The organism is Billgrantia ethanolica (assembly GCF_021404305.1).
In the GTDB taxonomy this organism is placed as follows: Bacteria; Pseudomonadota; Gammaproteobacteria; order Pseudomonadales; family Halomonadaceae; genus Halomonas; species Halomonas ethanolica.
This window is the reverse complement of the sequence record NZ_JABFTX010000003.1, coordinates 501,420-523,503: the sequence shown is the minus strand read 5'-3', so window position 1 is coordinate 523,503 and position 22,084 is coordinate 501,420. Positions and strand designations below refer to the sequence as shown.

Annotated in this window: 36 protein-coding genes and 1 other RNA gene; 36 read left to right on the top strand and 1 reads right to left on the bottom strand. The window is 66.9% G+C overall.

All coding sequences use genetic code 11. The features are described 5' to 3' along the window. The first annotated feature begins 153 nt into the window (after positions 1–153). The 4 genes from ligD to HOP53_RS15610 are packed head-to-tail and all read left to right on the top strand — an operon-like array spanning position 154 to position 4,017. Positions 154–2,694 carry a DNA ligase D gene (ligD, locus tag HOP53_RS15625; protein WP_234270896.1) on the top strand — a complete coding sequence of 847 codons (2,541 nt, stop codon included), beginning with the start codon at positions 154–156 and terminating at the stop codon, positions 2,692–2,694. A gap of 27 nt (positions 2,695–2,721) precedes the next feature. Beyond that, positions 2,722–2,943, top strand: coding sequence for a hypothetical protein (locus HOP53_RS15620; RefSeq protein ID WP_234270895.1), 222 nt, complete (start codon positions 2,722–2,724; stop codon positions 2,941–2,943). Then, complete coding sequence (ku, locus tag HOP53_RS15615) at positions 2,943–3,719, top strand: non-homologous end joining protein Ku (protein ID WP_234270894.1); 777 nt, start codon at positions 2,943–2,945, stop codon at positions 3,717–3,719. Before HOP53_RS15620 ends, ku begins: the two co-directional genes overlap by 1 nt. Then, on the top strand, positions 3,712–4,017 hold the full coding sequence (locus HOP53_RS15610) for a hypothetical protein (RefSeq protein WP_234270893.1): 306 nt from the start codon (positions 3,712–3,714) through the stop codon (positions 4,015–4,017). The genes ku and HOP53_RS15610 overlap by 8 nt, the downstream gene beginning before the upstream one ends. 537 nt (positions 4,018–4,554) lie before the next feature. Here the strand turns inward: HOP53_RS15610 and HOP53_RS15605 are convergent. Further along, positions 4,555–5,106 carry a helix-turn-helix domain-containing protein gene (locus HOP53_RS15605; RefSeq protein WP_234270892.1) on the bottom strand — a complete coding sequence of 184 codons (552 nt, stop codon included), beginning with the start codon at positions 5,104–5,106 and terminating at the stop codon, positions 4,555–4,557. 52 nt (positions 5,107–5,158) lie between these two features. On the opposite strand from HOP53_RS15605, the gene HOP53_RS21740 reads away from it, so the two are divergent. The 32 genes from HOP53_RS21740 (at position 5,159) to HOP53_RS15455 (ending at position 22,069) form a co-directional block, all read left to right on the top strand. After that, the gene (locus tag HOP53_RS21740; protein WP_422677617.1) at positions 5,159–5,503 is read left to right on the top strand and encodes a helix-turn-helix domain-containing protein; all 345 of its coding nucleotides are present in this window, start codon (positions 5,159–5,161) and stop codon (positions 5,501–5,503) included. A 144-nt stretch (positions 5,504–5,647) separates the two neighbouring features. After that, positions 5,648–6,091: a hypothetical protein gene (locus tag HOP53_RS15600; RefSeq protein ID WP_234270891.1), complete on the top strand. Its 444-nt coding sequence runs from the start codon at positions 5,648–5,650 to the stop codon at positions 6,089–6,091. Further along, a complete protein-coding gene (locus HOP53_RS15595; RefSeq protein ID WP_234270890.1) occupies positions 6,088–8,070 on the top strand; it encodes a transposase domain-containing protein in 1,983 nt (660 codons plus the stop codon). Before HOP53_RS15600 ends, HOP53_RS15595 begins: the two co-directional genes overlap by 4 nt. An 84-nt stretch (positions 8,071–8,154) precedes the next feature. Beyond that, on the top strand, positions 8,155–9,099 hold the full coding sequence (locus HOP53_RS15590) for an AAA family ATPase (RefSeq protein WP_234270889.1): 945 nt from the start codon (positions 8,155–8,157) through the stop codon (positions 9,097–9,099). Continuing rightward, the gene (locus HOP53_RS15585) at positions 9,096–9,407 is read left to right on the top strand and encodes a hypothetical protein (protein ID WP_234270888.1); all 312 of its coding nucleotides are present in this window, start codon (positions 9,096–9,098) and stop codon (positions 9,405–9,407) included. The genes HOP53_RS15590 and HOP53_RS15585 overlap by 4 nt, the downstream gene beginning before the upstream one ends. Next, positions 9,407–9,898: a hypothetical protein gene (locus tag HOP53_RS15580; RefSeq protein ID WP_234270887.1), complete on the top strand. Its 492-nt coding sequence runs from the start codon at positions 9,407–9,409 to the stop codon at positions 9,896–9,898. The genes HOP53_RS15585 and HOP53_RS15580 overlap by 1 nt, the downstream gene beginning before the upstream one ends. Then, positions 9,895–10,239, top strand: a complete 345-nt coding sequence (locus tag HOP53_RS15575; protein ID WP_234270886.1) for a hypothetical protein — start codon at positions 9,895–9,897, stop codon at positions 10,237–10,239. Before HOP53_RS15580 ends, HOP53_RS15575 begins: the two co-directional genes overlap by 4 nt. Next, positions 10,236–10,856: a DUF3164 family protein gene (locus tag HOP53_RS15570; RefSeq protein ID WP_234270885.1), complete on the top strand. Its 621-nt coding sequence runs from the start codon at positions 10,236–10,238 to the stop codon at positions 10,854–10,856. Before HOP53_RS15575 ends, HOP53_RS15570 begins: the two co-directional genes overlap by 4 nt. A gap of 1 nt (position 10,857) precedes the next feature. Then, positions 10,858–11,106, top strand: a complete 249-nt coding sequence (locus HOP53_RS15565) for a hypothetical protein (RefSeq protein WP_234270884.1) — start codon at positions 10,858–10,860, stop codon at positions 11,104–11,106. After that, positions 11,103–11,297: a hypothetical protein gene (locus tag HOP53_RS15560; RefSeq protein ID WP_234270883.1), complete on the top strand. Its 195-nt coding sequence runs from the start codon at positions 11,103–11,105 to the stop codon at positions 11,295–11,297. Before HOP53_RS15565 ends, HOP53_RS15560 begins: the two co-directional genes overlap by 4 nt. Continuing rightward, a complete protein-coding gene (locus tag HOP53_RS15555) occupies positions 11,294–11,518 on the top strand; it encodes a hypothetical protein (RefSeq protein WP_234270882.1) in 225 nt (74 codons plus the stop codon). Before HOP53_RS15560 ends, HOP53_RS15555 begins: the two co-directional genes overlap by 4 nt. 3 nt (positions 11,519–11,521) lie before the next feature. Continuing rightward, positions 11,522–11,797, top strand: coding sequence for a hypothetical protein (locus HOP53_RS15550; protein ID WP_234270881.1), 276 nt, complete (start codon positions 11,522–11,524; stop codon positions 11,795–11,797). Beyond that, positions 11,795–11,863, top strand: an RNA gene (locus tag HOP53_RS15545) — hammerhead ribozyme type II. The genes HOP53_RS15550 and HOP53_RS15545 overlap by 3 nt, the downstream gene beginning before the upstream one ends. Positions 11,864–11,873: 10 nt before the next feature. Next, positions 11,874–12,278: a hypothetical protein gene (locus HOP53_RS15540; protein WP_234270880.1), complete on the top strand. Its 405-nt coding sequence runs from the start codon at positions 11,874–11,876 to the stop codon at positions 12,276–12,278. Further along, a complete protein-coding gene (locus HOP53_RS15535) occupies positions 12,275–12,478 on the top strand; it encodes a hypothetical protein (RefSeq protein WP_234270879.1) in 204 nt (67 codons plus the stop codon). Before HOP53_RS15540 ends, HOP53_RS15535 begins: the two co-directional genes overlap by 4 nt. Continuing rightward, positions 12,475–12,921 carry a hypothetical protein gene (locus HOP53_RS15530; RefSeq protein ID WP_234270878.1) on the top strand — a complete coding sequence of 149 codons (447 nt, stop codon included), beginning with the start codon at positions 12,475–12,477 and terminating at the stop codon, positions 12,919–12,921. The genes HOP53_RS15535 and HOP53_RS15530 overlap by 4 nt, the downstream gene beginning before the upstream one ends. Positions 12,922–13,015: 94 nt before the next feature. Next, entirely contained in the window at positions 13,016–13,585 is a 570-nt protein-coding gene (locus tag HOP53_RS15525; protein ID WP_234270877.1) for a regulatory protein GemA, read from the top strand. Positions 13,586–13,592: 7 nt separating this feature from the next. Then, a complete protein-coding gene (locus HOP53_RS15520; protein ID WP_234270876.1) occupies positions 13,593–14,051 on the top strand; it encodes a hypothetical protein in 459 nt (152 codons plus the stop codon). Then, entirely contained in the window at positions 14,048–14,434 is a 387-nt protein-coding gene (locus HOP53_RS15515) for a hypothetical protein (protein ID WP_234270875.1), read from the top strand. Before HOP53_RS15520 ends, HOP53_RS15515 begins: the two co-directional genes overlap by 4 nt. Next, on the top strand, positions 14,427–14,822 hold the full coding sequence (locus HOP53_RS15510; protein WP_234270874.1) for a Mor transcription activator family protein: 396 nt from the start codon (positions 14,427–14,429) through the stop codon (positions 14,820–14,822). The genes HOP53_RS15515 and HOP53_RS15510 overlap by 8 nt, the downstream gene beginning before the upstream one ends. A 169-nt stretch (positions 14,823–14,991) precedes the next feature. After that, positions 14,992–15,327, top strand: coding sequence for a putative holin (locus tag HOP53_RS15505; RefSeq protein WP_234270873.1), 336 nt, complete (start codon positions 14,992–14,994; stop codon positions 15,325–15,327). 1 nt (position 15,328) lies between these two features. Then, a complete protein-coding gene (locus tag HOP53_RS15500) occupies positions 15,329–15,499 on the top strand; it encodes a hypothetical protein (protein ID WP_234270872.1) in 171 nt (56 codons plus the stop codon). Then, positions 15,496–16,221 carry a transglycosylase SLT domain-containing protein gene (locus HOP53_RS15495; RefSeq protein WP_234270871.1) on the top strand — a complete coding sequence of 242 codons (726 nt, stop codon included), beginning with the start codon at positions 15,496–15,498 and terminating at the stop codon, positions 16,219–16,221. The genes HOP53_RS15500 and HOP53_RS15495 overlap by 4 nt, the downstream gene beginning before the upstream one ends. Next, positions 16,212–16,595, top strand: a complete 384-nt coding sequence (locus tag HOP53_RS15490) for a hypothetical protein (RefSeq protein WP_234270870.1) — start codon at positions 16,212–16,214, stop codon at positions 16,593–16,595. Before HOP53_RS15495 ends, HOP53_RS15490 begins: the two co-directional genes overlap by 10 nt. Beyond that, a complete protein-coding gene (locus HOP53_RS15485; RefSeq protein WP_234270869.1) occupies positions 16,592–16,894 on the top strand; it encodes a hypothetical protein in 303 nt (100 codons plus the stop codon). The genes HOP53_RS15490 and HOP53_RS15485 overlap by 4 nt, the downstream gene beginning before the upstream one ends. A gap of 40 nt (positions 16,895–16,934) precedes the next feature. Continuing rightward, a complete protein-coding gene (locus HOP53_RS21735; protein ID WP_422677622.1) occupies positions 16,935–17,087 on the top strand; it encodes a TraR/DksA family transcriptional regulator in 153 nt (50 codons plus the stop codon). Continuing rightward, positions 17,087–17,431, top strand: coding sequence for a DUF2730 family protein (locus HOP53_RS15480; RefSeq protein WP_234270868.1), 345 nt, complete (start codon positions 17,087–17,089; stop codon positions 17,429–17,431). Before HOP53_RS21735 ends, HOP53_RS15480 begins: the two co-directional genes overlap by 1 nt. Beyond that, entirely contained in the window at positions 17,428–17,727 is a 300-nt protein-coding gene (locus HOP53_RS15475; protein ID WP_234270867.1) for a VpaChn25_0724 family phage protein, read from the top strand. Before HOP53_RS15480 ends, HOP53_RS15475 begins: the two co-directional genes overlap by 4 nt. A gap of 1 nt (position 17,728) precedes the next feature. After that, positions 17,729–18,280 (top strand): DUF3486 family protein, encoded by a 552-nt coding sequence (locus HOP53_RS15470; protein WP_234270866.1) that lies wholly within the window; start codon positions 17,729–17,731, stop codon positions 18,278–18,280. Next, positions 18,277–19,833 carry a hypothetical protein gene (locus HOP53_RS15465; RefSeq protein ID WP_234270865.1) on the top strand — a complete coding sequence of 519 codons (1,557 nt, stop codon included), beginning with the start codon at positions 18,277–18,279 and terminating at the stop codon, positions 19,831–19,833. The genes HOP53_RS15470 and HOP53_RS15465 overlap by 4 nt, the downstream gene beginning before the upstream one ends. Then, positions 19,833–21,278 carry a DUF935 domain-containing protein gene (locus HOP53_RS15460; RefSeq protein WP_234270864.1) on the top strand — a complete coding sequence of 482 codons (1,446 nt, stop codon included), beginning with the start codon at positions 19,833–19,835 and terminating at the stop codon, positions 21,276–21,278. The genes HOP53_RS15465 and HOP53_RS15460 overlap by 1 nt, the downstream gene beginning before the upstream one ends. Next, entirely contained in the window at positions 21,278–22,069 is a 792-nt protein-coding gene (locus tag HOP53_RS15455; protein WP_234270863.1) for a phage head morphogenesis protein, read from the top strand. The genes HOP53_RS15460 and HOP53_RS15455 overlap by 1 nt, the downstream gene beginning before the upstream one ends. Positions 22,070–22,084 lie beyond the last annotated feature (15 nt).

Below are 22,084 nucleotides of genomic sequence, written 5' to 3'. Positions count from 1 at the left end.
AGAGCATCACGGGAAACACAACCGAACCCAAAATGACGGGTAAACCTGGCCGCGCGTCGCGCTTCCTGCTGGTGGCATTTGCACCTCGGGAGTGCGCAGCTAGGCTGAAGATGTGGCGTTGTGTCGGAAACTCAGCGGCCAAGGATGGAGCCGATGGAGAAACTCGAGGAGTACCGTCGCAAGCGCGACTTCGAGCGCACCCGCGAGCCTGCCGGCGGAGCCGACAAGGAATCGGTAACGGGCAACCTCTACGTCATGCACAAGCATGCGGCGAGCCATGACCACTTCGACCTGCGCCTGGAGCAGGACGGCGTGCTCAGGAGTTGGGCGCTGCCCAAGGGGCCGAGCCTCGAACCCGGCGAGAAGCGCCTGGCCGTGGAGGTGGAAGATCACCCGCTGGAGTACGGCGAGTTCGAAGGCGTGATCCCGGAGAAATCCTACGGCGGCGGTACCGTCATGCTGTGGGACCGCGGCACCTGGCAGCTCAAGGGCAAACCCAAGCCGGATCGGATCGACATAGAACTCGACGGCGAGCGGCTCAAGGGCAACTGGACCCTGACCCGCATGAGCGGCAAGCGCCAGGACAAGCACGGACGCAACTGGTTGATGATCAAGCGCCACGACGACCAGCCGCGCATGGACGCCTCGCTGACGGTGGATCTGGACGAAAGCGTCGTCAGCGGTCGCAGTATGGGCGAGATCGCCGATGATCGCGACGATACCTGGGGCGCCGACACACCCGAGGTTCCCGACCCCGGCGACCTCGACGGCGCGCGCAAGGCCAGGCTGCCAAAGGAGCTGAAGCCGCAGTTGGCCACCCTGGCCCGCGAGGTGCCCACCCAGGGCGAGTGGATCCACGAGATCAAGCTCGACGGCTATCGCCTGTTGGCCCGCATCGAAAAGGGCAACGTGCGCCTGATCACCCGCAACGGCAAGGACTGGACACACCGCTTTGCCGGGATCGCCCAGGCGCTCGAACCGCTACCGGTGGACTTGGCGCTGCTCGACGGTGAGGTGGTGGCCATGGGCAAGGATGGCATCAGCCGCTTCGGCGAGCTGCAGGAGGCGCTTTCCAGCGGCCGCACCTCAGCCCTGATCTACCAGCTCTTCGACCTACCCTACCTGGCAGGATACGACCTGGCCGGCGTGCCCCTGCTGCAGCGCAAACGCACCCTCGCGGCACTGCTCGAGGCGGCGGGCATGCAGTCGGGCACCGGCACCATCCGCTACTCCGACCATCTCGACGCCCAGGGCGAGGCCTTCCACGCGCGCGCCTGTCAGATGGGCCTCGAGGGCATCATCAGCAAGCGCGCCGACAGTCCCTACCAGCAGAAGCGCAGCCGCGACTGGCTGAAGGTGAAGTGCGTCAGCCACGAGGAGTTCGTGGTCGGCGGCTACACCGAGCCCGGCGGTTCGCGCAGCGGCTTCGGCTCGCTGCTGATGGGCGCCTACGGCAAGCAAGGTTTGATCTACGCCGGGCGCATCGGCACCGGCTTCAGCCATCGACTGCTCGAGCGGCTGAGCGCCACCCTGCAGGAACTCGCAGTTAAGCGCTCGCCGTTCCACGGCAGCGTACCGGACAGCCGCGCCGTGAACTGGGTGCGCCCGGAGCTGGTGATCGAGGTGGAGTTCACCGAGCGCACCCGCGACGGCCGCCTGCGCCATCCGGCCTTCCGCGGCATGCGTGAGGACCGTAATCCGGAGGAGATTCGCATGACCCCGACCAAGGAGATGGCCCCCGAAGGCACTTCGACACAGGAGCAGACACCGAGCAAACCGGCCGCACGCAAGCGCAAGGACGAAACCTCGCTGCTCGGCGTGCGCCTGACAAGCCCCGAACGGGTGCTGTTCCCCGAGCAGGGACTGACCAAGCTCGACCTGGCGCGCTTATACGAGCAGATCCATGAGTGGGTGCTGCCACACCTGGCCAGACGGCCGCTGTCATTGGTGCGCTGCCCCCAGGGGCGCAACGACGAGTGCTTCTTCCAGAAGCACCCGCGCAGCGCCATTCCCGACAGCGTGCCGCGCATCGACGTGCCGGAGAAGAAAGGCAGTGCCGAGTACGTCTACGTCGAATCCGCTGCCGACCTGATCGGCCTGGTGCAGGCCGGCGCGCTGGAGATCCATCCCTGGGGCAGCCGCATCGACCACCTCGAACAGCCCGACAATCTGGTGTTCGATCTCGACCCGGACGAAGGCATCGCCTGGCAGGAGGTCCTGCGCGTGGCCGTCACCCTGCGCGAGCGGCTGGAATCGCTAGGACTCACCCCCTTCCTGCGTACCACCGGCGGCAAGGGGCTGCACCTGGTGGTGCCGATCGAGCCCAGCGCCGAGTGGGACCGGGCCAAGGCCTTCGCCAAGGGGGTTGCCGAGGCTCACGCCAAGGACGATCCGCAGCGGCTCACCACCAACATGTCCAAGGCCAAGCGCGAGGGGCGCATCTTCATCGACTACCTGCGCAATGGCCGCGGCGCCACGGCGGTGGCCTCCTATACGGTGCGCGCGCGCCAGAACGCCCCGGTAGCGGTGCCGATCCGCTGGGACGAGCTCAACGCCGCGCTGCGGGCCGATCGCTACAACGTGCAGAACCTGCGCCGCCGGCTCTCGGCTCTGCGCGAGGACCCCTGGGCAGGCTTCAGCGAGGCGGCACGCCCGCTGGATGCCAAGCTGCTCAAGGCCGTAGGCGTGAAATGACGCTGGCCTTGTACCGGAGGGAATGACATGAGCGAAGCACCCTGGTGGCTGGAGAGCGGCCCCGAGACCTGCCAGTTCTGCCTGCGCAACTTCCACTACGAGGCAGGCTACCACTGCATCTACTGCGACCGGCCGATCTGTCCGGCCTGCGTCGCGGCACGCTTCGACACTCGTGACACGCTGTGCCCTGAATGTCACGAAGAAGAGAAGTGCCATGAAGAAGAGGCGTGCCAAGGAGGGCAGGAGTGATGGCGGCACGAGCAATGTGGAAGGGCGTGATCCGCTTCGCTGAAGTAGAGGTCCCGGTGAAACTCTACTCCGCGGTGCAGGACCGCAGCGTGCACTTCCGCCTGCTGCATGCGAAGGACCGCTCACCGGTCAAGCTGGCCATGGTCAATCCCGACACCGACGAGATCGTGCCCCACGGCGAGACCCGCCGTGCCTATCGCACCGACGAGGGTAGCCTGGTGGTGTTCGACAAGCAGGAACTCGAGGCGCTGGAGCCGGATTCGGGCCGCGACATCGAGGTGATCCGCTTCATGCCGCCGCAGGTGATCGATCATCGCTGGTACGATCGCCCCTACTACCTGGGTCCCGATGGTAGCGAGTCGCTCTATTTCGCCCTCGCCGAGGCGCTGGCAACCAGTGGTAAGGAGGGGCTGGCACGCTGGGTGATGCGAAAGAAGAGCTACGTAGGCGCCCTGCGCCTGCATCGCGGTGTACCTATGCTGATGTCGCTGCGCCACGAGGAGCAGGTAGTGCCGGTGGACGCCCTGGAACCGCCCAAGGGCAAGGCGCTGGACGCCAAGGAGCTCGACATGGCACGCCAGCTTATCAGCATGCTGGAGGCCGAGTTCGACCCCGACGAATACCACGACGAGTACCGCGAGCGGGTGCTGGAGCTGATCGAGGCCAAGCGGCGCGGCAAGAGCGTCAAGGTCACGCCGATTCGCCGCCGCGAGGCCTCCGACGACCTCTCCAAGGCGCTCGAGGCCAGCCTGAAGAAGGAGCGCAAGCGTGCCTAGCGAAAAATCCAAAGCCAAGCCCAAGGACAAGACTCCAAAGAAGAAGCGCAAGACGAAGGAGAAGAACGAATCGGCCCGGGGCGAGGAGAAGAAGCGCTTCCACCCCAGCGGCCCGCGCCCGCTGTGGTCGGGCACCATCACCTTCGGCCTAGTCAGCCTGCCGGTCAACCTCTACCCGGCCAACCGGCCCAAACCGGTGTCGCTGCGCATGGTCGACGCGCAAGGCACACCATTGGCGCGGCTGTGTACGGACATAAGGTCTGAGATATCCGGGTTAATGTGGGTTGGTGTGGGTTGATGTGCGCTGAGGCGCGGAGTGGCGCGGGCTGGACGGCGGTGGAGTGACGTAGCGCGTGGAGTGGGACGGTTTGCGACATTCGCACGAGACCTAGCTGGCTGGCCATATGAAGTGCGACGAGCGCGCGGCGCAGTTGGTCGGCGGTTAAACGGCCTGCCACGAGCGGTTAAAAGCCGTTCCAGAACCCGCACCTGATAACGCAGTAACCGTAGGCCGTAGCATTCTTCCTGGTTGCATGCCCGGCGGCGCCTGCCACCCCCTTCCTCTTCTTCGCCTTTCCCTCCCTGGTTGATGCTGCCGTTGCCGATCACCACGGTGCTGCCGTCGCCGATGACGATGTTGATCGGTGCGCGGTCCTCCCTTCCTTGCTCGTCCCCCTCTATCACCTCACTGATTTGCCTCAGTAAATCTTCGGTCATGCTGGCCCCCTGGCGTCACGTCTGCTGGTGCCGGCTCGATGGCCTGGCTTGATGCCCGCAGTTTACTTTGACGCCGCCTGCTCTCATCGGCTGAAACGCCCGCCAGCAGCGGGCTATTTCAGCGGTAGGCCGCCAGCTCTATAACGTTACTCAGGGCCTCTTCGTCCATTGCCGTGCCTTGGCGCAGCGAGAACTCATAGACGAGGCGGATGATGCGTGCCTCGGCCTTGGGCGACAGGTCGGGCCGCTTCGCGCGCAGCAGCGTGCAGACCTTCTCCGCTATTTCCTCAAGCTCGTCCAGGTTGGGTGCGGCAAACTTCCCGCTCCCCGTTGCCGGGTCTATAGCAGGCCTCTGCTGGTATGGACGTGACTGTTCCTCTACGCGCTGGGCCTCGGCCTTGGGCGCTTCACCGGTCAAGAGCCAGCCTGGGCGTACTCCGGCCGCCTTTGCCATGGCGACGATCCGAGTCGCTGTCGGGTCACTCTTCCCCTGCAGGTATCGGTAGAGGTGACTCTCGGAAATGCGAGCCCTGGCCGCAAATCCTTTCTTGCCGTACGGCTTGCTTATCTCGGATATGCGGGTTCCGATTTCGGATAGGAGAATCGGAACCGCAGTTCCGTTTTCTTTTTGCCCTTCCGATTCGCCTGAATTGTCTTTTGATTCAGCCATTTAAGCATTCCTAAAGCCGGATAGACTCATTTGTGAGAATCGGAAGTCTCACATGTGCTTGCTCGTGGCTCTCATATCCGCTAGTCTTTCCGACATGACGGATACCAAGCCCCCAAAAAAACCAGCCCTCCAGGACTGGCATGTCGCTGACATCAAGTCAGCACTCGAGAAGGCCGGATGGTCGCTTCGCTCCTTGGCAAAGCATCACGGCTACAAGTGCACGACTGTGCTTAGCGACGCGCTGCGTCGGCCCTGGCCGAAGGGTGAGCGGATCATCGCCAACGCCATCGGCGTAGATCCCGCCACCATCTGGCCAAAACGCTATGCCGTAAAGGATAGCAGTTCGCACCGTGGAGAGTCCCGAGGCCGCTCAGATGTGAGGGTCGATGCCGCATGATCGCGCTCCATTTGGATTTACTCATAAGCGTAAGCGGCTCCATGGAGCACGGCATAGGTGCTGAAACGGTGAGTTTTTGGAGTCACCTGCAGGAGAGGTCTTCCAATGACACGTAAACGCTGGAGACAGGTGCAGCCCCAGAGCATGAATCACGCCATCCGGCTGTGCCTGGATTACGCCCTTCACAAGCACAACCGCAGCGTGGCGCGCATCGGCGACCTGGTCGGTGTGAGCGAATGGGCAATACACAAGTGGGTGGCGGAAGGCTCCATGCCCAGCAAGCGCATCCGCCCGTTCGAGTTCGCATGCGGCTGTACCTTCGTTACCCAGTACATCGCCACGAGTGCGCTGAAGCTCGTGATCGATATTCCCTCCGGCCAGGCGGCCGACCAGGACTCACTCCTGGATCTGCAGAACCAGGTCAACGATGCCGTGTCGCTGTTGACCCGTTTCTATCGCGGCGAGGTAGAGGCAGCAGACGTGCTTGAGGGCACTACCCAAGCCATGAAGCAGCTGGCCGGCCACCGCGAAAACGTCATCAAGGCCAAGGCGCCAGAGCTGGAGTTGTTCGAAGGGGGCGATGAATGACCGCCCAAGATCAGCAATGGTTCACCGCCCAGGAGCTGGCCGGCTTGCCCGGTATGCCGACTAGCGAGCGAGCCATCCTTGACCGTGGCAAGGCCGGTGAGATCGAACGCCGCAAAAAGCAAAAGGGTAAGGGCTGGGAGTACTCGTTCAGCTCACTGCCGGTCGAGACCCAGGCCGCACTGCTCAAGCAGCAGAAGCCTGCACCGGCACCGATCCCGCGCCCCCGTAACAACGCTGGCCCCATCGACCGCGAGTCGCTGTGGGATTCATACGAGCGCAAGCCGCAGAGCATCAAGGATGAAGCCGCCCGCCGCCTGCAGGCGTTGCAGGGTGTCGAGCGCCTGGTGACCGGCGGCGCCAAGAAGACCGACGCCATCGTGCAGACCGCCAAGGTCTACGGCGAGAGCCGCGCGACCATGTACCGCTGGATGAAGCTGATCAAGGGGGCCGACCGTAGCGACTGGCTGGCCCTGCTGGCTCCCGGTTACACCGGGCGCACGGCCACCGCCGATTGCACCGACGAGGCCTGGGAGTACTTCAAAGCTCAGTACCTGCGCCCCGAGGCCCCGGCGATCGCCACCTGTTACGAGTTCACCCGCCAGGCAGCTGAGCAGCATGGCTGGAAGCTGCCGAGCCTGCGCACCATCAACCGCTGGGTGCAGGAGATCCCAACCACTACCCGTGTGCTGAGGCGTGAAGGCGAGGAGGCGATGATGCGCCTTTACCCCTCGCAGCGCCGCACGGTGCGCGACCTGCATGCCCTGTACTGGCTGAACGGCGACGGTTACATGCACAACGTGTTCGTCAAGTTCCCAGACGGCACGGTGACCCGCCCCAAGACATGGTTCTGGCAGGACGTTTACTCGCGGAGAATCGTCGGATTCCGCACCGATCGCACCGAGCACACCGACATGATCCGCCTGTCCCTGGGCGACGTGCTGGAGCGCTTCGGCATCCCCGAGCACATCACCATCGACAACACCCGCGCCGCCGCCAACAAGTGGATGACCGGCGGAGTTCGCACCCGCTACCGCTTCAAGGTGAAAGAAGACGACCCCATGGGCCTGCTGCCGCAGCTCGGCATCCAGATCCACTGGACCACCGTGTTCAATGGCAAGGGCCACGGCCAGGCCAAGCCTGTCGAGCGCACCTTCGGTGTCGGTGGGCTGGGTGAGTACGCCGACAAGCGCATCGAGTTCAAGGGCGCCTATACCGGCCCCAACGTCACCGCAAAACCCGAGAACTACGGCGAGACCGCCATCGACTTCGACGAATTCTGCAAGGTGCTGGCCGACGCCATCCGCCACTGGAACGCCAAGGCCGGACGCAACACCGAGATCTGCGCCGGACGCCTGAGCTTCACCGAGGCATTTGACGCCAGCTACCAGCGCAACGCCGACAAGATCCGTCGCCCCACCGCCGCGCAGCGCCGCATGTGGCTGCTGACCGCAGAGGCGGTGACGGTCCACCAGGACGGCGCCGTGGCGCTGGGCATCGGCAAGGGGGCAAGCGGGCGGAACCGCTACAGCTGCGACGCCCTGATCGACTACATCGGCCGCAAGGTCGTGGTGCGCTTCGATCCCGATCGGCTGCACGAAACGGTGCACGTCTACCAGATCGACGGCCGCTACATCGGCGAGGCCGAGTGTATCCACGCCGTCGGATTCGGCGACAGCCGCGCCGCCCGCGAGTGGGCACGCAACCGCACCCAGCGCAGCAAGGCCGCCAAGGCCCAGGCCGAGGCCGAGCAGCGCATGACCGACCTGCAAGTCGCCGAGTACCTGCCCGAGCCGACCCCCGAAGACACCGCCCCGCTGCAGACCGACGTGGTTCGCGGGAGCTTCGGCGAGCGCAAGCGAGCGGTGGGTAGCGATCTACCCCCGGAGAGTGGCGACGACGAGGAACGAGTGGCCGAGCGCTACGGCTTCGATGCCGTGATCGGGACCGCGCTCGAGCACTGGAAGAAGCAAGGGCTGTAACGAAAGCGGCCCCGGAGAGGGTGCAACTCTCCAGGGCCAAGCAACCGGGCCATACGGCCCAACTCGCAACCAGGAGTATATCGCATGACCGACAACGTGACCCAACTCGGAAACCGCTTTGATCAGCAGCTGCTCGCCGAGGTGCGCCAGGTAATGAAGTCCGAGGGGCTGAGCCAGTCCCAGGTCAGCAGCCAATCCGGCGTGAGCAAAACCCGCCTTAACCACTGGTTGGCCGAGAAGTACACCGGCTCGATAGCGCCGATCGAGACGGACCTAAAGCGCTGGCTGGAAAGCCGCCGCGCCAATGCCGACCTGCAGGAGCGCCTGCCCGGTGCCCCCGAGTGGGTGGAAACCCCCAGCGCCCGCAGCGTGATCAGTGCCCTGGCCTTCGCTCAGATGGCCGAGGCCGTCAGCGTGGTCTACGGCGGCGCCGGCGTCGGCAAGACGCTGGCCATCCGCCAGTACCGTGAGCAGGCACCCAACGTGTGGGTGGTCACCGCCACCCCGGCATCGTCCGCCCCCGGCTCGATCCTCACCCGCATCGCCCAGGTGCTGGGCATTCGGGCCAGCGGTGCGGTGCACGTCGTTGAGGCCAACATCATCGAGCGGCTGCGCGACACGCGCGGCCTGCTGGTGATCGACGAGGCCCAGCACCTGACCAGCCGCGCCCTGGACGCGGTGCGCTCGCTGCATGATGCCGCCGGCGTCGGCCTGGCCCTGGTCGGCAACGAGGTGGTCTATGCCCAGCTGACCGGCGGTAGTCGCAGCGTCGGCTTCGCCCAACTGTTCTCTCGCATCGCCAAGCGTGTGCGCCTCTCTCGCCCGCAGGCGTCGGACATCGATGCGCTGCTCGACGCCTGGTCGATCGCCAGCGCCGACGCCCGCCGCGTGTGCCACGAGATCGGCCGGCGCCCCGGCGCCCTGCGCGGCCTGTCGCAGACCCTGCGCCTTGCCAGCCTGTTCGCCAGCGGCCAGCCCGGCACCGAGCACATCCGGGCGGCCTGGAAGGATCTCGGAGGTGAAGCATGAACGCCCTAGTCCCCGGCCCTGAGCATCCCGACATGCTCGACGGCGAAACCCCGATGGCCTGCCACATCGGGGGCCTGATGGCCTACCGCCTGGAGATCGTCCCGGCGGGCATGGTCCATGTCGGTGGCGCCGTGCTGGTGCTCGCCGCCTTCAACGCCCGGCAGGCGCACCAGCTGGCAGCCGCGGATTACGCCAAGGCGACCGGCTTGAGCCCCGACAACCTGGACCTGGTCGGCATCGAGCTGCTCGATCGGCCCGCCACAGAACAAGAGAAGCGGGCCTATCTGGCCCGCCATGGGAGGGTGTGATGAAGACCTACAGCAATCCCGAGGTAGACCACTACGCCGATCGCTTCATCCTGCTCGGCCTCAAGCGGCTCGGCTACAACCTCGCGCACTACTTCGCAAACCCGCGACGCTGCGAAATGCGCGACCGCTACGACCGCCTGCGCCTGAGCCAGCACGGCATGAGCTTCGACCAGTTCCTGACCGATCCCGAGCGCGGCGAGGAATTGGCGCTGCAGGATGAACCGCCGCTGCCCAGCCAGCACGCCGCGATCCTGCGGCTGTGGGCACAGCAGGACACCGGCCTGGCCACCAAGCCCCGCCCGGCCGAACCGGCGCCCGCTGAGTGGCAGGACTGGCGCGAGCTGATCGAGCAATGGCGGCTCGAGGCCGAGCAGGCAGAGGCTGCCGTCGCGCACCTGCCCCAGCGCAACGGCACCTTCGTCGAGCCGCTGCACCATCACCGCCACCCGCGTCGCGGCGGCGCCGGGTTCGTCAAGCGAGGTGAAGCATGAGCCACCTCATCCTCTCTCACCTGCAGGCCAACGATGGCGCCACGCTCGACGAGCTGTGCGCCGTCACCGGCCTGACCGCCGAGGCGGTGCGCCACATCCTCGGCGGGCTGGTGCATAGCGCCTTCGTGATCGGTGCCGCGCGCTACAACCGCGCCCCGAAGTTCTACGCCGTGACCAGCATCGGCGCCTGCGAGTGGTGCGGCATCGTCGAGCACCGCCGCGTCGCCGGCATGTGCCCCCGGTGCCTCGACAAGAGCAGCGGCCTGGAGTCGCTGCCCAACGTTCCCATGGCCGTGCACCTGGCACGCCACGCCAACCAATCCGAAAGGAGCCAAGCATGAACGCACATACCCAGATCCCCGAGGGCTATCGCCTGGACGCCAAGGGGCGGCTGATTCCCGAGGACAGCATCAAGCCGATCGACAAAGCACGCGACGAGCTCGTCCAGGAGCTGGTGACCAAGGCCAGGGAACTCAACCGCGCCCTGGCCCAGTTCAAGGCCGCAGCCTTCGGCGACATCGAAAGCTTCGTGCAGCTCTCGGCCGAGGAGTACGGCGTCAGCCTCGGGGGCAGGAAGGGGAACGTCACCCTGGTCAGCTTCGATGGCCAGTACAAGATCCAGCGCGCCATTCAGGACTACATCACCTTCGACGAGCGCCTCGAAGCGGCTAAGGGACTGATCGACGAATGCCTGAAGGACTGGACCGATGGCGCCCGCTCCGAGATCAAGGTGATCGTCCAGGACGCCTTCCGCACCGACAAGCAAGGCAACCTGCGCACCGGCGCGGTGCTGGCCTTGCGCCGCCACGACTTCGACGACCCGCGCTGGCTCAAGGCCATGGATGCCATCGCCGACGCGGTGCAGGTGACCGGCAGCAAGTCGTACGTGCGCATCTATGAGCGTGTCGGCGACAGCGACCAGTACCGCCCGATCTCACTCGACATCGCGGGGGTGTGAGATGACCGAGCACACCATCGTCGTGCGCTTCCCCGAGGGAGCCACTCCTACCTATGGCGCCGTCACCGAGTTCCAGGGTGGGCATGTGGTTGCCGTCGACTTTGGCGGCAACCGGCTGCGCATCGAGCAGGAGCTTGCTGAGGCGCTGGACCAGGCCATGACGTCAATGCTGGACAGCGGCTATTCAAAGGATTCGGTGGTCATCCGTGCTGGCATGGCCGCCCTAGCGAAAGCCCAGGGGGTGTCATGAACGACGTCACCCAGCGTTGGAGCTCCCGCAAGTTCGCCGCCGCGATGGTCTGGCAGGCCGTCATGGTGTGGCTGCTCATCGCCGGCCACCTCCCGGTCGAGGTATTCGAGACCCTGACTTTCCTGCTGCTCGGCGGCTACATCCTGGGCAACGTCGCGCAGCACGTGCTGCTGAGGAGAAACGCATCATGAAGTCCGCAACGATCCGTGTCCGTTCTGCCATTGGTGGCTACGCCGCTTCGCTCAAGGGGAAGCGTGCCACCTGCACCTGGGGCCCGATGAAAGCCGCGCGGCGCTGTGCCGGCAAGATCGTCGGCGAAAGCAAGTACCGCTTGGAGCGCATGAAGCTGCGTGTCGGCGATAGCGAGAAGGGTGTGCTGTACCGCTTTGTTGTGCATGCCTTGGAGGAATAAGCGATGGCTACCAGGAAACCCCAGCAGATGTGCGCACTCAAGATCGGCTTCATCACGCTCCTGTTACCAGCAAGCAAGGGCATGCGGGTGATGCAGGAGCTGCAAAGCGCCGTCGAGGCCGATTGGGACTACGTGGAGCGCGGCCACCACTACACGGTCAAGGAGCGCCCCGATCTGCAACTGACCTTGATCGATGCCGAGCAGATCAGCATGCCGCATGCGGCGGCGCCTTCGCGCGGTCGCCGAGCCTCTCGACCCAGCTTGCTGGGTCATGACTAGCGAAACGCCCGCCTTCGGGTGGGCGTCTGCCGGGCGTGGTGGCCCGGCACTGATGAGCAGCCAATTGAGGTGAATCATGGATAAGTGGGGAGAGATCAAAGAGCGCTTGAGGCATTTGGGTGGGTCCGTTGATCTGCTGGCCGATGGCTACGAGCTGTCGCTGGTCAAGGCGCATGACGGCAAGAAGATCTTCGTCACCGTCTATGTGAACGGATTCGTGAAGGGCGAGTGGACAAAGGTCGAGGACGGAAAGCCAGTGCATCCCGAGGGGAGGTTCTGGCGGCCGATGAAGCGGGCGGCCTATCCCAAAAAGGTCTATGCGAGAGCGAAGCGGGCGTTTGGCAAGAAGGAAGCCGATCGCATGGTGACGCCTCGGGTGATCGGCGTTGTGCCGGACTTAGGGACCGAGGGCGCTGTGGTGGCCCACCTCAAGAAACACTTCCCCGATCTCGAGATTAAGGCCAACGAGGTGGCGTCATGAATGCCCGCCTCGCCATGACCGAGATCGGCCCGCAGCGGCTGTGCAGCAAGTGCGACGAGTGGTGGCCCGACGATGCCGAGTTCTTCTACCAGAGCAATGGCAAGAGCCGCCAGCCGTGCAAGGCCTGTTACCACCAGCTGCCGTCGGTGGTCGCCAAGGAGGAGCGCCGCCGCGCCGCGCTCAAGGCGGTGGCGTCATGACCGTCGAGCGCAAGCCCTACACGCCGACCGCCGCCGAGTGGACCGACACCCTGGACCTGCTGTGCGCGCACTGCGCCCACGCCTGGGGCTGCGATGTGCTCGAGGGCATGATCGAGATGAAGAACGGCAACGCCTGGCCAGAGGGTGGCTGGGTCACCGATCCCGGCGCTGGCGTCACCTGCCTGAGCTACCAGCCCCAGGAGCGTGAGCGCCTGTCCCGCCAGCGACTGCGGCAGGCGATGCGCAACGCCGTGCCGATGTGCTCTGGGTGCGCAGCGCAGAAGGGCAGCGAGGCATCGGTCAGCTTGCACACCCGGCGTGACTTTGCCGCAGCGGTCAAGAATCGCAGCCTGTTCGCCTGCCATGCCGGCGACAACCACGGCAAGCCGTGCGGGGGTTGGTGCAACGCTGTGCGCCACCAGGCGAAAGGGGCTCGCTCATGACCTGGCTTCACTACTTGCTCTGGTACCTGGCCATCAGCGCCATCGGCACCGTGCTGGTCGTCGCGTTCTTCATGGGTGCCGGAGGGCCGCGCCGATGATCAGTAAAGGCAAACTCGCCCAGATCCACATCGCCAAGCAGCAGCTCGGCCTGGATGACGAGGCGTACCGCGCGCTGCTGGCCCGCGCCGCCGGCGTGAGCAGCTCCAAGCAACTCGACGATCGGGGCGTGACCCTGGTGTTGAAAGAGTTCAAGCGCCTGGGCTGGGTGCCCAAGGCCCCGAAGCGCGCGGGCCGCAAACCCAACACCTTCAACAAGCATGAGGCGCTGGCCAAGATCGAGGCCCAGCTGGCCGACATGGGACTGGCCTGGGCGTATGCCGAAGCCATCGCCAAGCGGCAGACCGGCATCGAGCGCCTCGACTGGCTGCGCACCGAAAAGCAGTTCAAGGGCGTCATCGCCGCGCTGCACATCGAGCAGGAGAAGCGTGGCTACCTGGAATACATCGACCGCTGCCTGGTGGCCATGGGTGAGACCCGCGAGAACCTGCCCCGGCGTTACCGCTTGCCCCCGCGCTGGGAGCGCAATCTGCCCGTGCTCAAGGCGCTGGCCAAGGCGTTGCCCGAGCCGCCCAGGAACACCGATGAACCGGCCTTTAAGGACTGATTAACCGATGGATATCCGCTGCCCCTGCTGCCATTCGACATTCGCCCTGGAGCACGTCACCGAGGACGAGTCGCTGCGCGAGTTCATGGCGATCCTGGCCGACCTGCCGCGCGACGTATCGCGTCCGCTGGTCGCCTACGTGGGCCTGTTTCGCGGCAAGACCAGAGCGATGGCCTACGAGCGCCAGTTGCGCGTCGCCCGCGAGGCCCTGGCCCTGGCCACCGACACCAACCTAGTGGGCGCTGCGCTGTCTGACACCGTCGAGGCGATCCGCGTCAAGCGCGATACAGGCGAGGACACGCGCCCGCTGCGCAACCACAACTACCTCAAGCGCGTGGTGGAGTCGCTGGGGGCGCGTGCTGCTGCCGGCCAGGCCGTGGCGCTGCCGGTGGGTGAGGCCCCACGCAAGGCGCCCAAGGGCGTGATGGCCGCGCTGCAGGCGATGGACCGGGGGCGCCAGTCATGACCCAGCCGGCGCAGTGGTTCCGCGACGAGATCTTCAATGGCCTGGCACGGCTGCTGGTGCTGCGCCTGCCCAGCGCGCCCTGGGAGGAGGAGGCCGAGTACACCCAGCAGACCTGGATCGAGGTCTTGTGGGCGGCGCCGATCGGCTGGGACCAGGAGCGCGACACCCAACGCATCCGGGCCGCCTTCAACCGCCTGGCCGCGGGGGCCGATCGCTGGCCTGCCCCGCGCCAGATGCTGGAGCTGCTGCCCGAGCGAGCCCAGCAGCGCCGCCTGCCCAAGCCGCCGATGAGCCAGGCCAAGCGCGAGCAGAACCGCGCCCGGCTCAGGGAGATGATGGCCGAGCTGGGCATCCAGTCGACACGAGGAGACCGCAATGCTTGACGTGCGCGAGATCGAGGAGCTGCCCGAGTCGCTGGTCGAGGTCGCCGAGGCCATCGGCCTGTCTGCCACCCTGGCCCTGGTGGAGCATGCCGGCGGCGTGCGCATCTACGTGCCGGAGCGTCTGGGCGAAGAACACCGACTGGCCGAGTGGCTGGGCCGCGATGCCGCTGCCCGGCTCTCCGAGGCCTACGCTGGGGAGGAGCTGGTGGTGCCGCGCTGCGCCGACCTGCTGCGCCGCGTGCGTAACCGCATCATCCGCCACGAGCGTGCCCAGGGAGCACGCCCTGCCGAGCTGGCCCTGCGCTACCGCCTGACCGAACGCCAGGTGTTCACCATCCTCTCGCGCGAGGACGACGAAGCGCCGTCCAATCAGTACTCCCTGCTGTAGGCGAAACGCGGCTATTGCCGCCGGTCGCCTGCCGCGCTAGGCTTTATCCACCCCGCCAGACCCCCTCCGCTGAAGCCCTTCAACTAACTCGCTCCCTCTCCTGGGGATACCGTCAAGGCTCATTCGCCCCGTTGCGTTTCGCCTTATGGTCCCGACTGGAGACGGTACGATGTTTGAAAGCCTGCTCGACAAGTTCCGCGCCTTCCCCTGGCTTCTGCTGGCCCTGATCGCCACCGCCGTCGTGGCCTGGATCGCCCCCTACCAGATCGGCGTGCTGGTGTGGTCGCTGTCCAAGCTGTGCCTCGGGGCCTACCTGGGCTACTGGATCGACCGCACCATCTTCCACTACGCCCGCCCCGGCGACCTATTCGCTGTCGCCAACCGGCTGGCCTCGCGCGACCTCAACAACGGCGCCCGCCACATGAGCCACCAGGCCAGCCTGGCCGCCTTGCGTCGCGTGGGCGTGATCGCCGCCGCAATCCTGGCGCTCGGCCTGGGGGTGTAGCATGGCCGCCGATACCGCCCGCTCACTGCTGGAGGAGGGCGACCGCCTGGTCGCCCAGATCCATGCGCTGGATGACAAGCCCGACGCCGGCATGGAGCTGGCCTGCCTGTACCTGCGCCTGGAGGATGTCGTGAAGCGCGCCAGGGTGTTGCTGGGGGAGGAACGGCCATGATTTCCCAGCGCCTGCGCCAGGGTGCCGCCCGATTCGCCGAGGGCGCGGGTATCGGCGCGTTCCTGTTCGGCGTGGCGATGTGGCTGGCCTTCGGCTGGCTGCGATCGCGCACCGGTACCACGGTGCTGCTATTGGCGATCCTGGTCGTCAGCTGCCAGGCACGCGCCCAGGCCATCCCCGCCAATGCCGCCCAGTATCAGCGCGAATTGACGCGCATCGTGCAGCAGGAGTTCGGGCTGCCGGCGCCGGTGGCCATCCATGCCGGGCAGATTCACCAGGAGAGCGCCTGGCGCAGCGATGCCCGTAGTCCGGTGGGTGCCGAAGGGCTCTCCCAGTTCATGCCCGGTACCAGCCAGTGGATGGCCGAGATCTATCCCGACCTGGGGCGTGCCGCCCCGTATTCCCCCACCTGGGCCATGCGTGCCCAGGCCCGCTATAACCGCTGGCACCTGCGGCGCCTCTCCAGCGTCACCGATACCTGCGAGCGCTGGGCCTTTGCCATGAGCGCCTACAACGGCGGGCTGGGCTGGGTGCAGCGCGACCAGCGCCTGGCTAGCGCCGCCGGTGACGATCCCGCCGTGTGGTTCGGCAGTGTCGAGCGCTACACCAACCGCGCCGGCTGGGCCGAGCGCGAGAACCGCCACTACGTGCGCCACATCCTGCTGGAGCTGACGCCGCGCTACGTGCGCGCCGGCTGGCAAGGGGGCGCGCCATGCTCATGAAGCTGCTGCGCCTGGTGCCGGGCCGCGTTTGGCTGCTGCTGGCGGCTGTCGCCATCAACGGCGCGGCCTGGCTGTGGGTGTCGTATCACACCGCACAGCTGGAACGGGAGCTGTCGCAGACCCAGGCCGAGGCCGAGGTGCTGCGCAAGGGGCTGGACGCCTGGCAGGCCCGCGCCGATAGCTACCGCGACGACCTGGCCATCGCCATTGCCGAGCAGGCCCATGCCGAGCGCGCCGTGCGCGAGCTGCAGGCCGAGCTGGCCGACAGCGGCGCCCGGTACCGGGAGCTGCAGGCGCGCATTCGCCAGGCGCCCGAGCGCGACGACGGCCCGGTGGCGCCAGTGCTGCGCGACGCCCTGGAGGCGTTGCCATGAGGGTCTGGTCGCTGGCCCTGGCGCTGCTGCTGGGGGGCTGCGCCACCTCGCCCGAGCCGGTGGCCATGCCCGAACCCTTGCCCGCCCCGGTGCTGTGCGCGCTGCCGGTGGGCATGACCGAGCACCAGGTGCCGCCGGCTAAACCCGGCGGCGAGTATGCGCAGCGCGAAGTGGCGGCCTACGTCACGGCGCTGCACGAATGGGGCGCGGCCGGCTGGATGAGAGTCGCCGAGTCGCGTCAATGGAGCCAGAACTGTGTGGACAGAGCAGCAGTACGAGACGGCGGCGGCGCTGACTGAGCGGGAACGCGCCACCGCCCTGGAGCGCCATCGGGCGCAAATGGCGCGCGAGACGCCATCGCCCGATGGGCTGTGCGAGGGCTGCGGAGAGCGGATTCCGGCGCCCCGCCTGGCAGCCTGGCCCACGGCGCGGCGCTGCGTTCCGTGCCAGACGGCCCACGACAAACATGCAACACGGTACGCGAGGGGATGATGGAACAAATCGACTGGACGGCGGCGCGGTTCTTTTTCGACCTGGTCCAGGTCGCATTCATGCTGCTGGTCAGCGTGTACGTGTGGTGGACCAACAAGCACCGCGCCACCAGTAGCGCGCTGAGGGCAGTCAATACCCGCATGGACAAGATCGATCGTCATATCACCCAGGTGGAGAACCGGGTTTCCAGCCGGCCAGGGTATGGCGAGATCGACAAGCTGCGTAGCGAGCTGGCAGAGACCAATCGCGGTATGGCGCAGGTGTCGGCGCAACTGCAGAGCACCACCGCGCTGCTCAACCGCTTGCACGAGTACATGCTCCAGGAGAAGGGGAACGGACGATGAAGTACGACGACTACGAAACCGAAGGGCGGCGCCTGGCGATCCTTCGCATCCTGTCGCGCCGGACTGAGTACACCACCAACGAGTACTCGCTGTCCGACGAGCTGAAAGGTGCTTATGCCCACATCGTCAGCAAAGACCGCCTGCATGGCGACCTGGCTTGGCTGGAGGAGCAAGGCTTGGTGATCACCCAGCAGCCGCGCGCCGGCTGGATCGTCACGCTCACCGCGCGTGGCGGCGATGTCGCCAGCGGCACCGCCCAGGTGCCCGGCGTGGCGCGCCCGCGTCCGGGGGTCTGACATGGCCAAGCGATCCAAGGTGTTCGACCTGCCGCCCGAAGTGCGCGAGGAGCTGAACGAGCGCCTGGTGTCGACCGGCTTTCAGGGCTATGAGTCGCTGGCCAAGTGGCTGGACTCGCGCGGCTACAAGCTCAGCCGCTCGTCGGTGCAGCGCTACGGGCAAGATCTCCAGGAGGAGTTCGAGCTGGCCATGGGTGACGTGCGCAAGACCACCGAGATGGCCAAGGCCTTCACCGAGAGCGACGACGACGCCAAGGGCTCCCTGGTCGACGCCACTGCGCGCATCGTCCAGGAGCAGCTGCTGCGTATTACCATCGCGCTGCGCAAGGCCGAGCACGAGCCGGAGAAGGCCGCCAAATACATGGCCAGCGTGACCCATGCCCTGGCCGATATCGGCCGCATGTCGCTGGGCCAAAAGAAGTGGGCGCTGGAGGTGCGCAAGGAAGTGGCCCGCGAGGCCGCCGACAAGGCCACCGAGGTGGCGCGCCGGGGCGGCCTGTCGAAAGACATGGTCAACGACCTGCGCCGCGAGCTGCTGGGGATCGCCAAATGACCGACGTGCCCGCCAAGCTCCCCGCGACCCATGACGCCGACGCCCCGCCGCCGGTGCTGCTGGACTACCAGCAGGCGTGGATCGCCGACGACAGCCAGCTCAAGGTCAGCGAGAAGTCGCGGCGTACCGGCCTGACCTGGGCCGAGGCTGCCGACGACGTACTGATCGCCGCCGCCGCCAAGTCCGCCGGCGGCATGAACGTCTATTACATCGGCTACAACCAGGACATGGCCATCGAGTACGTCGAGGCCTGCGGCATGTGGGCGCGGGTGTTCAACCACGCCGCCAGCGCCGTCGAGGAAGGCCTGTGGGAGGACGACGGCGACGACAAGAACATCAAAACGTTCACCATCAAGTTCCCTGACAGCGGCCACCGCATCGTGGCGCTGTCCAGCCGCCCGGCGAACCTGCGCGGCAAGCAAGGCGTGGTGGTGATCGACGAGGCGGCGTTCCATGACAAGCTCGGCGAGCTGCTGAAAGCGGCGCTGGCCCTGTTGATCTGGGGCGGCCGGGTGCGCGTGATCAGCACCCACAACGGCGAGCAGAACCCGTTCAACGAGCTGGTCAACGACATCCGCGCCGGCAAGCGTCGGGGCAGCGTGCAGCGCATCAGCTTCAAGGAAGCGGTGGCCCAGGGCCTGTATCGCCGCGTGTGCCTGCGCCTGGGCAAGGAGTGGACCGCCGAGGGGGAGGCCAAGTGGATGGCCGAGGTCTACGCCTTCTACGGCGAGGCGGCAAGCGAGGAGCTGGACGTGGTGCCGTCCCAGGGTACCGGCGCCTGGCTGTCGCGAGCGCTGATCGAGGCGCGCATGGTTGACGGCCCGCCGGTGCTGCGCCTGGCCATGAAAGACGAGTTCAAGCACTGGGCCCCGCACCTGCGCGAGGCCGAGATCCGCGACTGGTGCGAGCGCGAGCTGGGGCCGCTGCTGGCCGAGCTGCCCAGCGACTGCCTGGTCAGCGTCGGCGAGGACTTCGGGCGCGTCTCCGACCTGACGGTGATCGTGCCGCTGGTGACCACCACCAACCTGGTGCGCCGGGTGCCGTTCATGGTCGAGCTGGGCAACATGCCGTTCGAGCAGCAGCGCCAGGTGCTGTTCTATCTCTGCGATCGGCTGGCCCGCTTCCACGTCGGCGCCCTGGACGCGCGCGGCAACGGCGCCTACCTGGCCGAGGTGGCCACCCAGCAGTACGGCTCCCGCATCCACGAGGTGCAGTTCACCGAGGGCTGGTACCGCGAGCACATGCCGCCGCTGAAAGCCGCGCTCGAGGACGGCGAGCTGCTGCTGCCCAAGGATGCCCACCTGCTCGACGACCTGCGCGCCATCAAGCTGATCAACGGCGTGGCCCGGCTGCCCAAGAGCACCGGCCAGCAGAACCGCCACGGCGACGCCGCCATCGCCCTGGCGCTGGCCTACTTCGCCAGCCGCCAGGACGGCGTCGAGATCGACTATCGCAGCACCGGCATCCAGCGCACCGGCTACGAGGGCGGCCGCGTCAACGATGCCGTGGGCTGGGGCGCCATCGATGGCGGCCCTGACACAGGAGGATTCTAATGGCGACCCAACGCCCCGATCGCACCGAGGTGGCCACCACGCTGGATGGCCGCGACATTACGCGCGGGTACGTCTCGCCGCTGCAGCTGCTGCAGCCCAGCGACACCGTGCTGGCCCAGCGAGGCGGGGGCGACCTGCGCCTGTACGAGGAGCTGCTGCGCGACGACCAGGTGCAGGCCACCTGGGGCCAGCGTCAGCTGGCGGTGGTCTCCGCCGAGTGGGACGTGGAGCCCGGCGGCCCGCGCCGCCAGGACAAGGCCGCCGCCGACTTCCTGCGCGAGCAGCTGCAGCGCATCCGCTTCGACCGTGCCACCAAGGGGATGCTGTACGGCGTGTTCTACGGTTATGCCGTGGCCGAGTGCATGTGGAGCCGCGACGGCCAGTACGTCACCCTGGACGCCATCAAGGTGCGCAACCGCCGTCGCTTCCGCTTCGACGGCGCCGGGCGCCTGCGCATGCTCACCGCCAGCAACCCCACCGGCGAGCTGCTGCCCGAGCGCAAGTTCTGGCACTTCGCCACCGGCGCCGACCACGACGACGAGCCCTACGGCCAGGGCCTGGGGCACTGGCTGTACTGGCCGGTGTTCTTCAAGCGCAACGGCCTGCGCCTGTGGCTGGTGTTCCTGGACAAGTTCGGCCAGCCCACCGCCAAGGGCACCTTTCCGCAGTCGGCCAGCGAGACCGAGAAGTCCAAGCTGCTGCAGGCCCTGCAGGCAGTGCACAGCGACAGCGGCGTGATCGTGCCCGAGGGTATGCAGATCGAGCTGATCGAGGCCGCACGCAGCGGTACCGCTGACTACACCTCGCTGTACGACCGCATGGACCGCGCCATCGCCAAGGTGATCCTGGGGCATACCGGCTCCAGCGAGAGCGCGCCGGGGCGCCTGGGTGGCGAGGACATGGCCGGCGACGTGCGCGACGACATCACCAAGGCCGACGCCGACGTGGTGTGCGAGTCGTTCAACCAGTCGGTGGTGCGCTGGCTGACCGAGTGGAACTTCCCCAACGCCGCGCCGCCGCGCGTGTGGCGCAAGATGGAGCAGCCCGAAGACCTCAACAAGCTGGCCGAGCGCGACGAGCGCGTCAGCCGCCTGGGCTATCGCCCCAGCCTGGGGTACGTCCAGGAGCACTACGGCGACGGCTGGGAAGTGGACAACCGCCCGCCCGCGCCCTCGCTGGGCTTCGCCGAGCGCGACGATCAGAGCGCCCGGCGACGTGCCGACATCATGGCCGATCGCCTGGAGCGTGAGGCCGAGCCGGCCATGGCCGCGCTGATGGAGCCGGTGCGCCGCCTGGTAGCCACCGCCGGCAGCATGCAGGAGATCCGCGACGGCCTGCTCAACCTCTACGAGGACATGCCCAGCGAGCAACTGGCCCAGGTGATGCAGAAAGCCATCGCCGCCGCCGAGCTGTCCGGGCGGGCCGACGTCAGCGAGGATGAGTGATGGCCGTCGAGTACAAGGATCTGCCGTTCGAGGAGGCGATCGCCTTTTTCCGCAACAAGGTCAGCCTGCCCAGCCAGCGCTGGACCGACGTGTGGAAACAGGCCCACGACAGCGCCTTCATGGTGGCCGGTGCCGCCAAGGCCGACCTGCTCAACGACCTGCGCGGGGCGGTCGACCAGGCGATCAGCGAGGGAACCACCCTTGCCCAGTTCCGCGCCCGCTTCGACGAGACCGTGGCGCGCACTGGCTGGGAGTACCGGGGCGGCCGGGGCTGGCGTACGCGGGTGATCTACGAGGCCAACCTGCGCAGCGCCTATGCCGCCGGCCGCCACGCCCAGCTCACCGATCCCGATCTGCTGCGCGTGCGCCCCTACTGGCGCTACCTGCACGGCGGCAGTGCCGACCCGCGCCCGGAACACCTGGAGTGGGATGGCCTGGTGCTGCCCGCCGACGACCCCTGGTGGGATGAGCACTACCCGCCCAACGGCTGGGGCTGCAGCTGCAAGGTGGTGGCGGTCGGCCCCGATGATCTGGCGCGCCTGGGCAAGGATGGCCCCGACGAGGCCCCCAGCGTGAAGCGCGAGGCTTGGCAGGACACCACCGGCGCGCGCCAAGAGGACGTGCCCCAGGGCGTGGACCCCGGCTGGAACTACCCGCCCGGCCGCAGCGTGGCCGGGCGCACCCGTGAGACGGTGGAGCGCAAGCGCAGCCAGCTGCCCGACGTGCTGGCCACGGCGATGATGACCGAGATCCGCCGCCGCCTGCGCGAAGACCCCGACGACCTGGACTGAGAACTGGAGCACGCC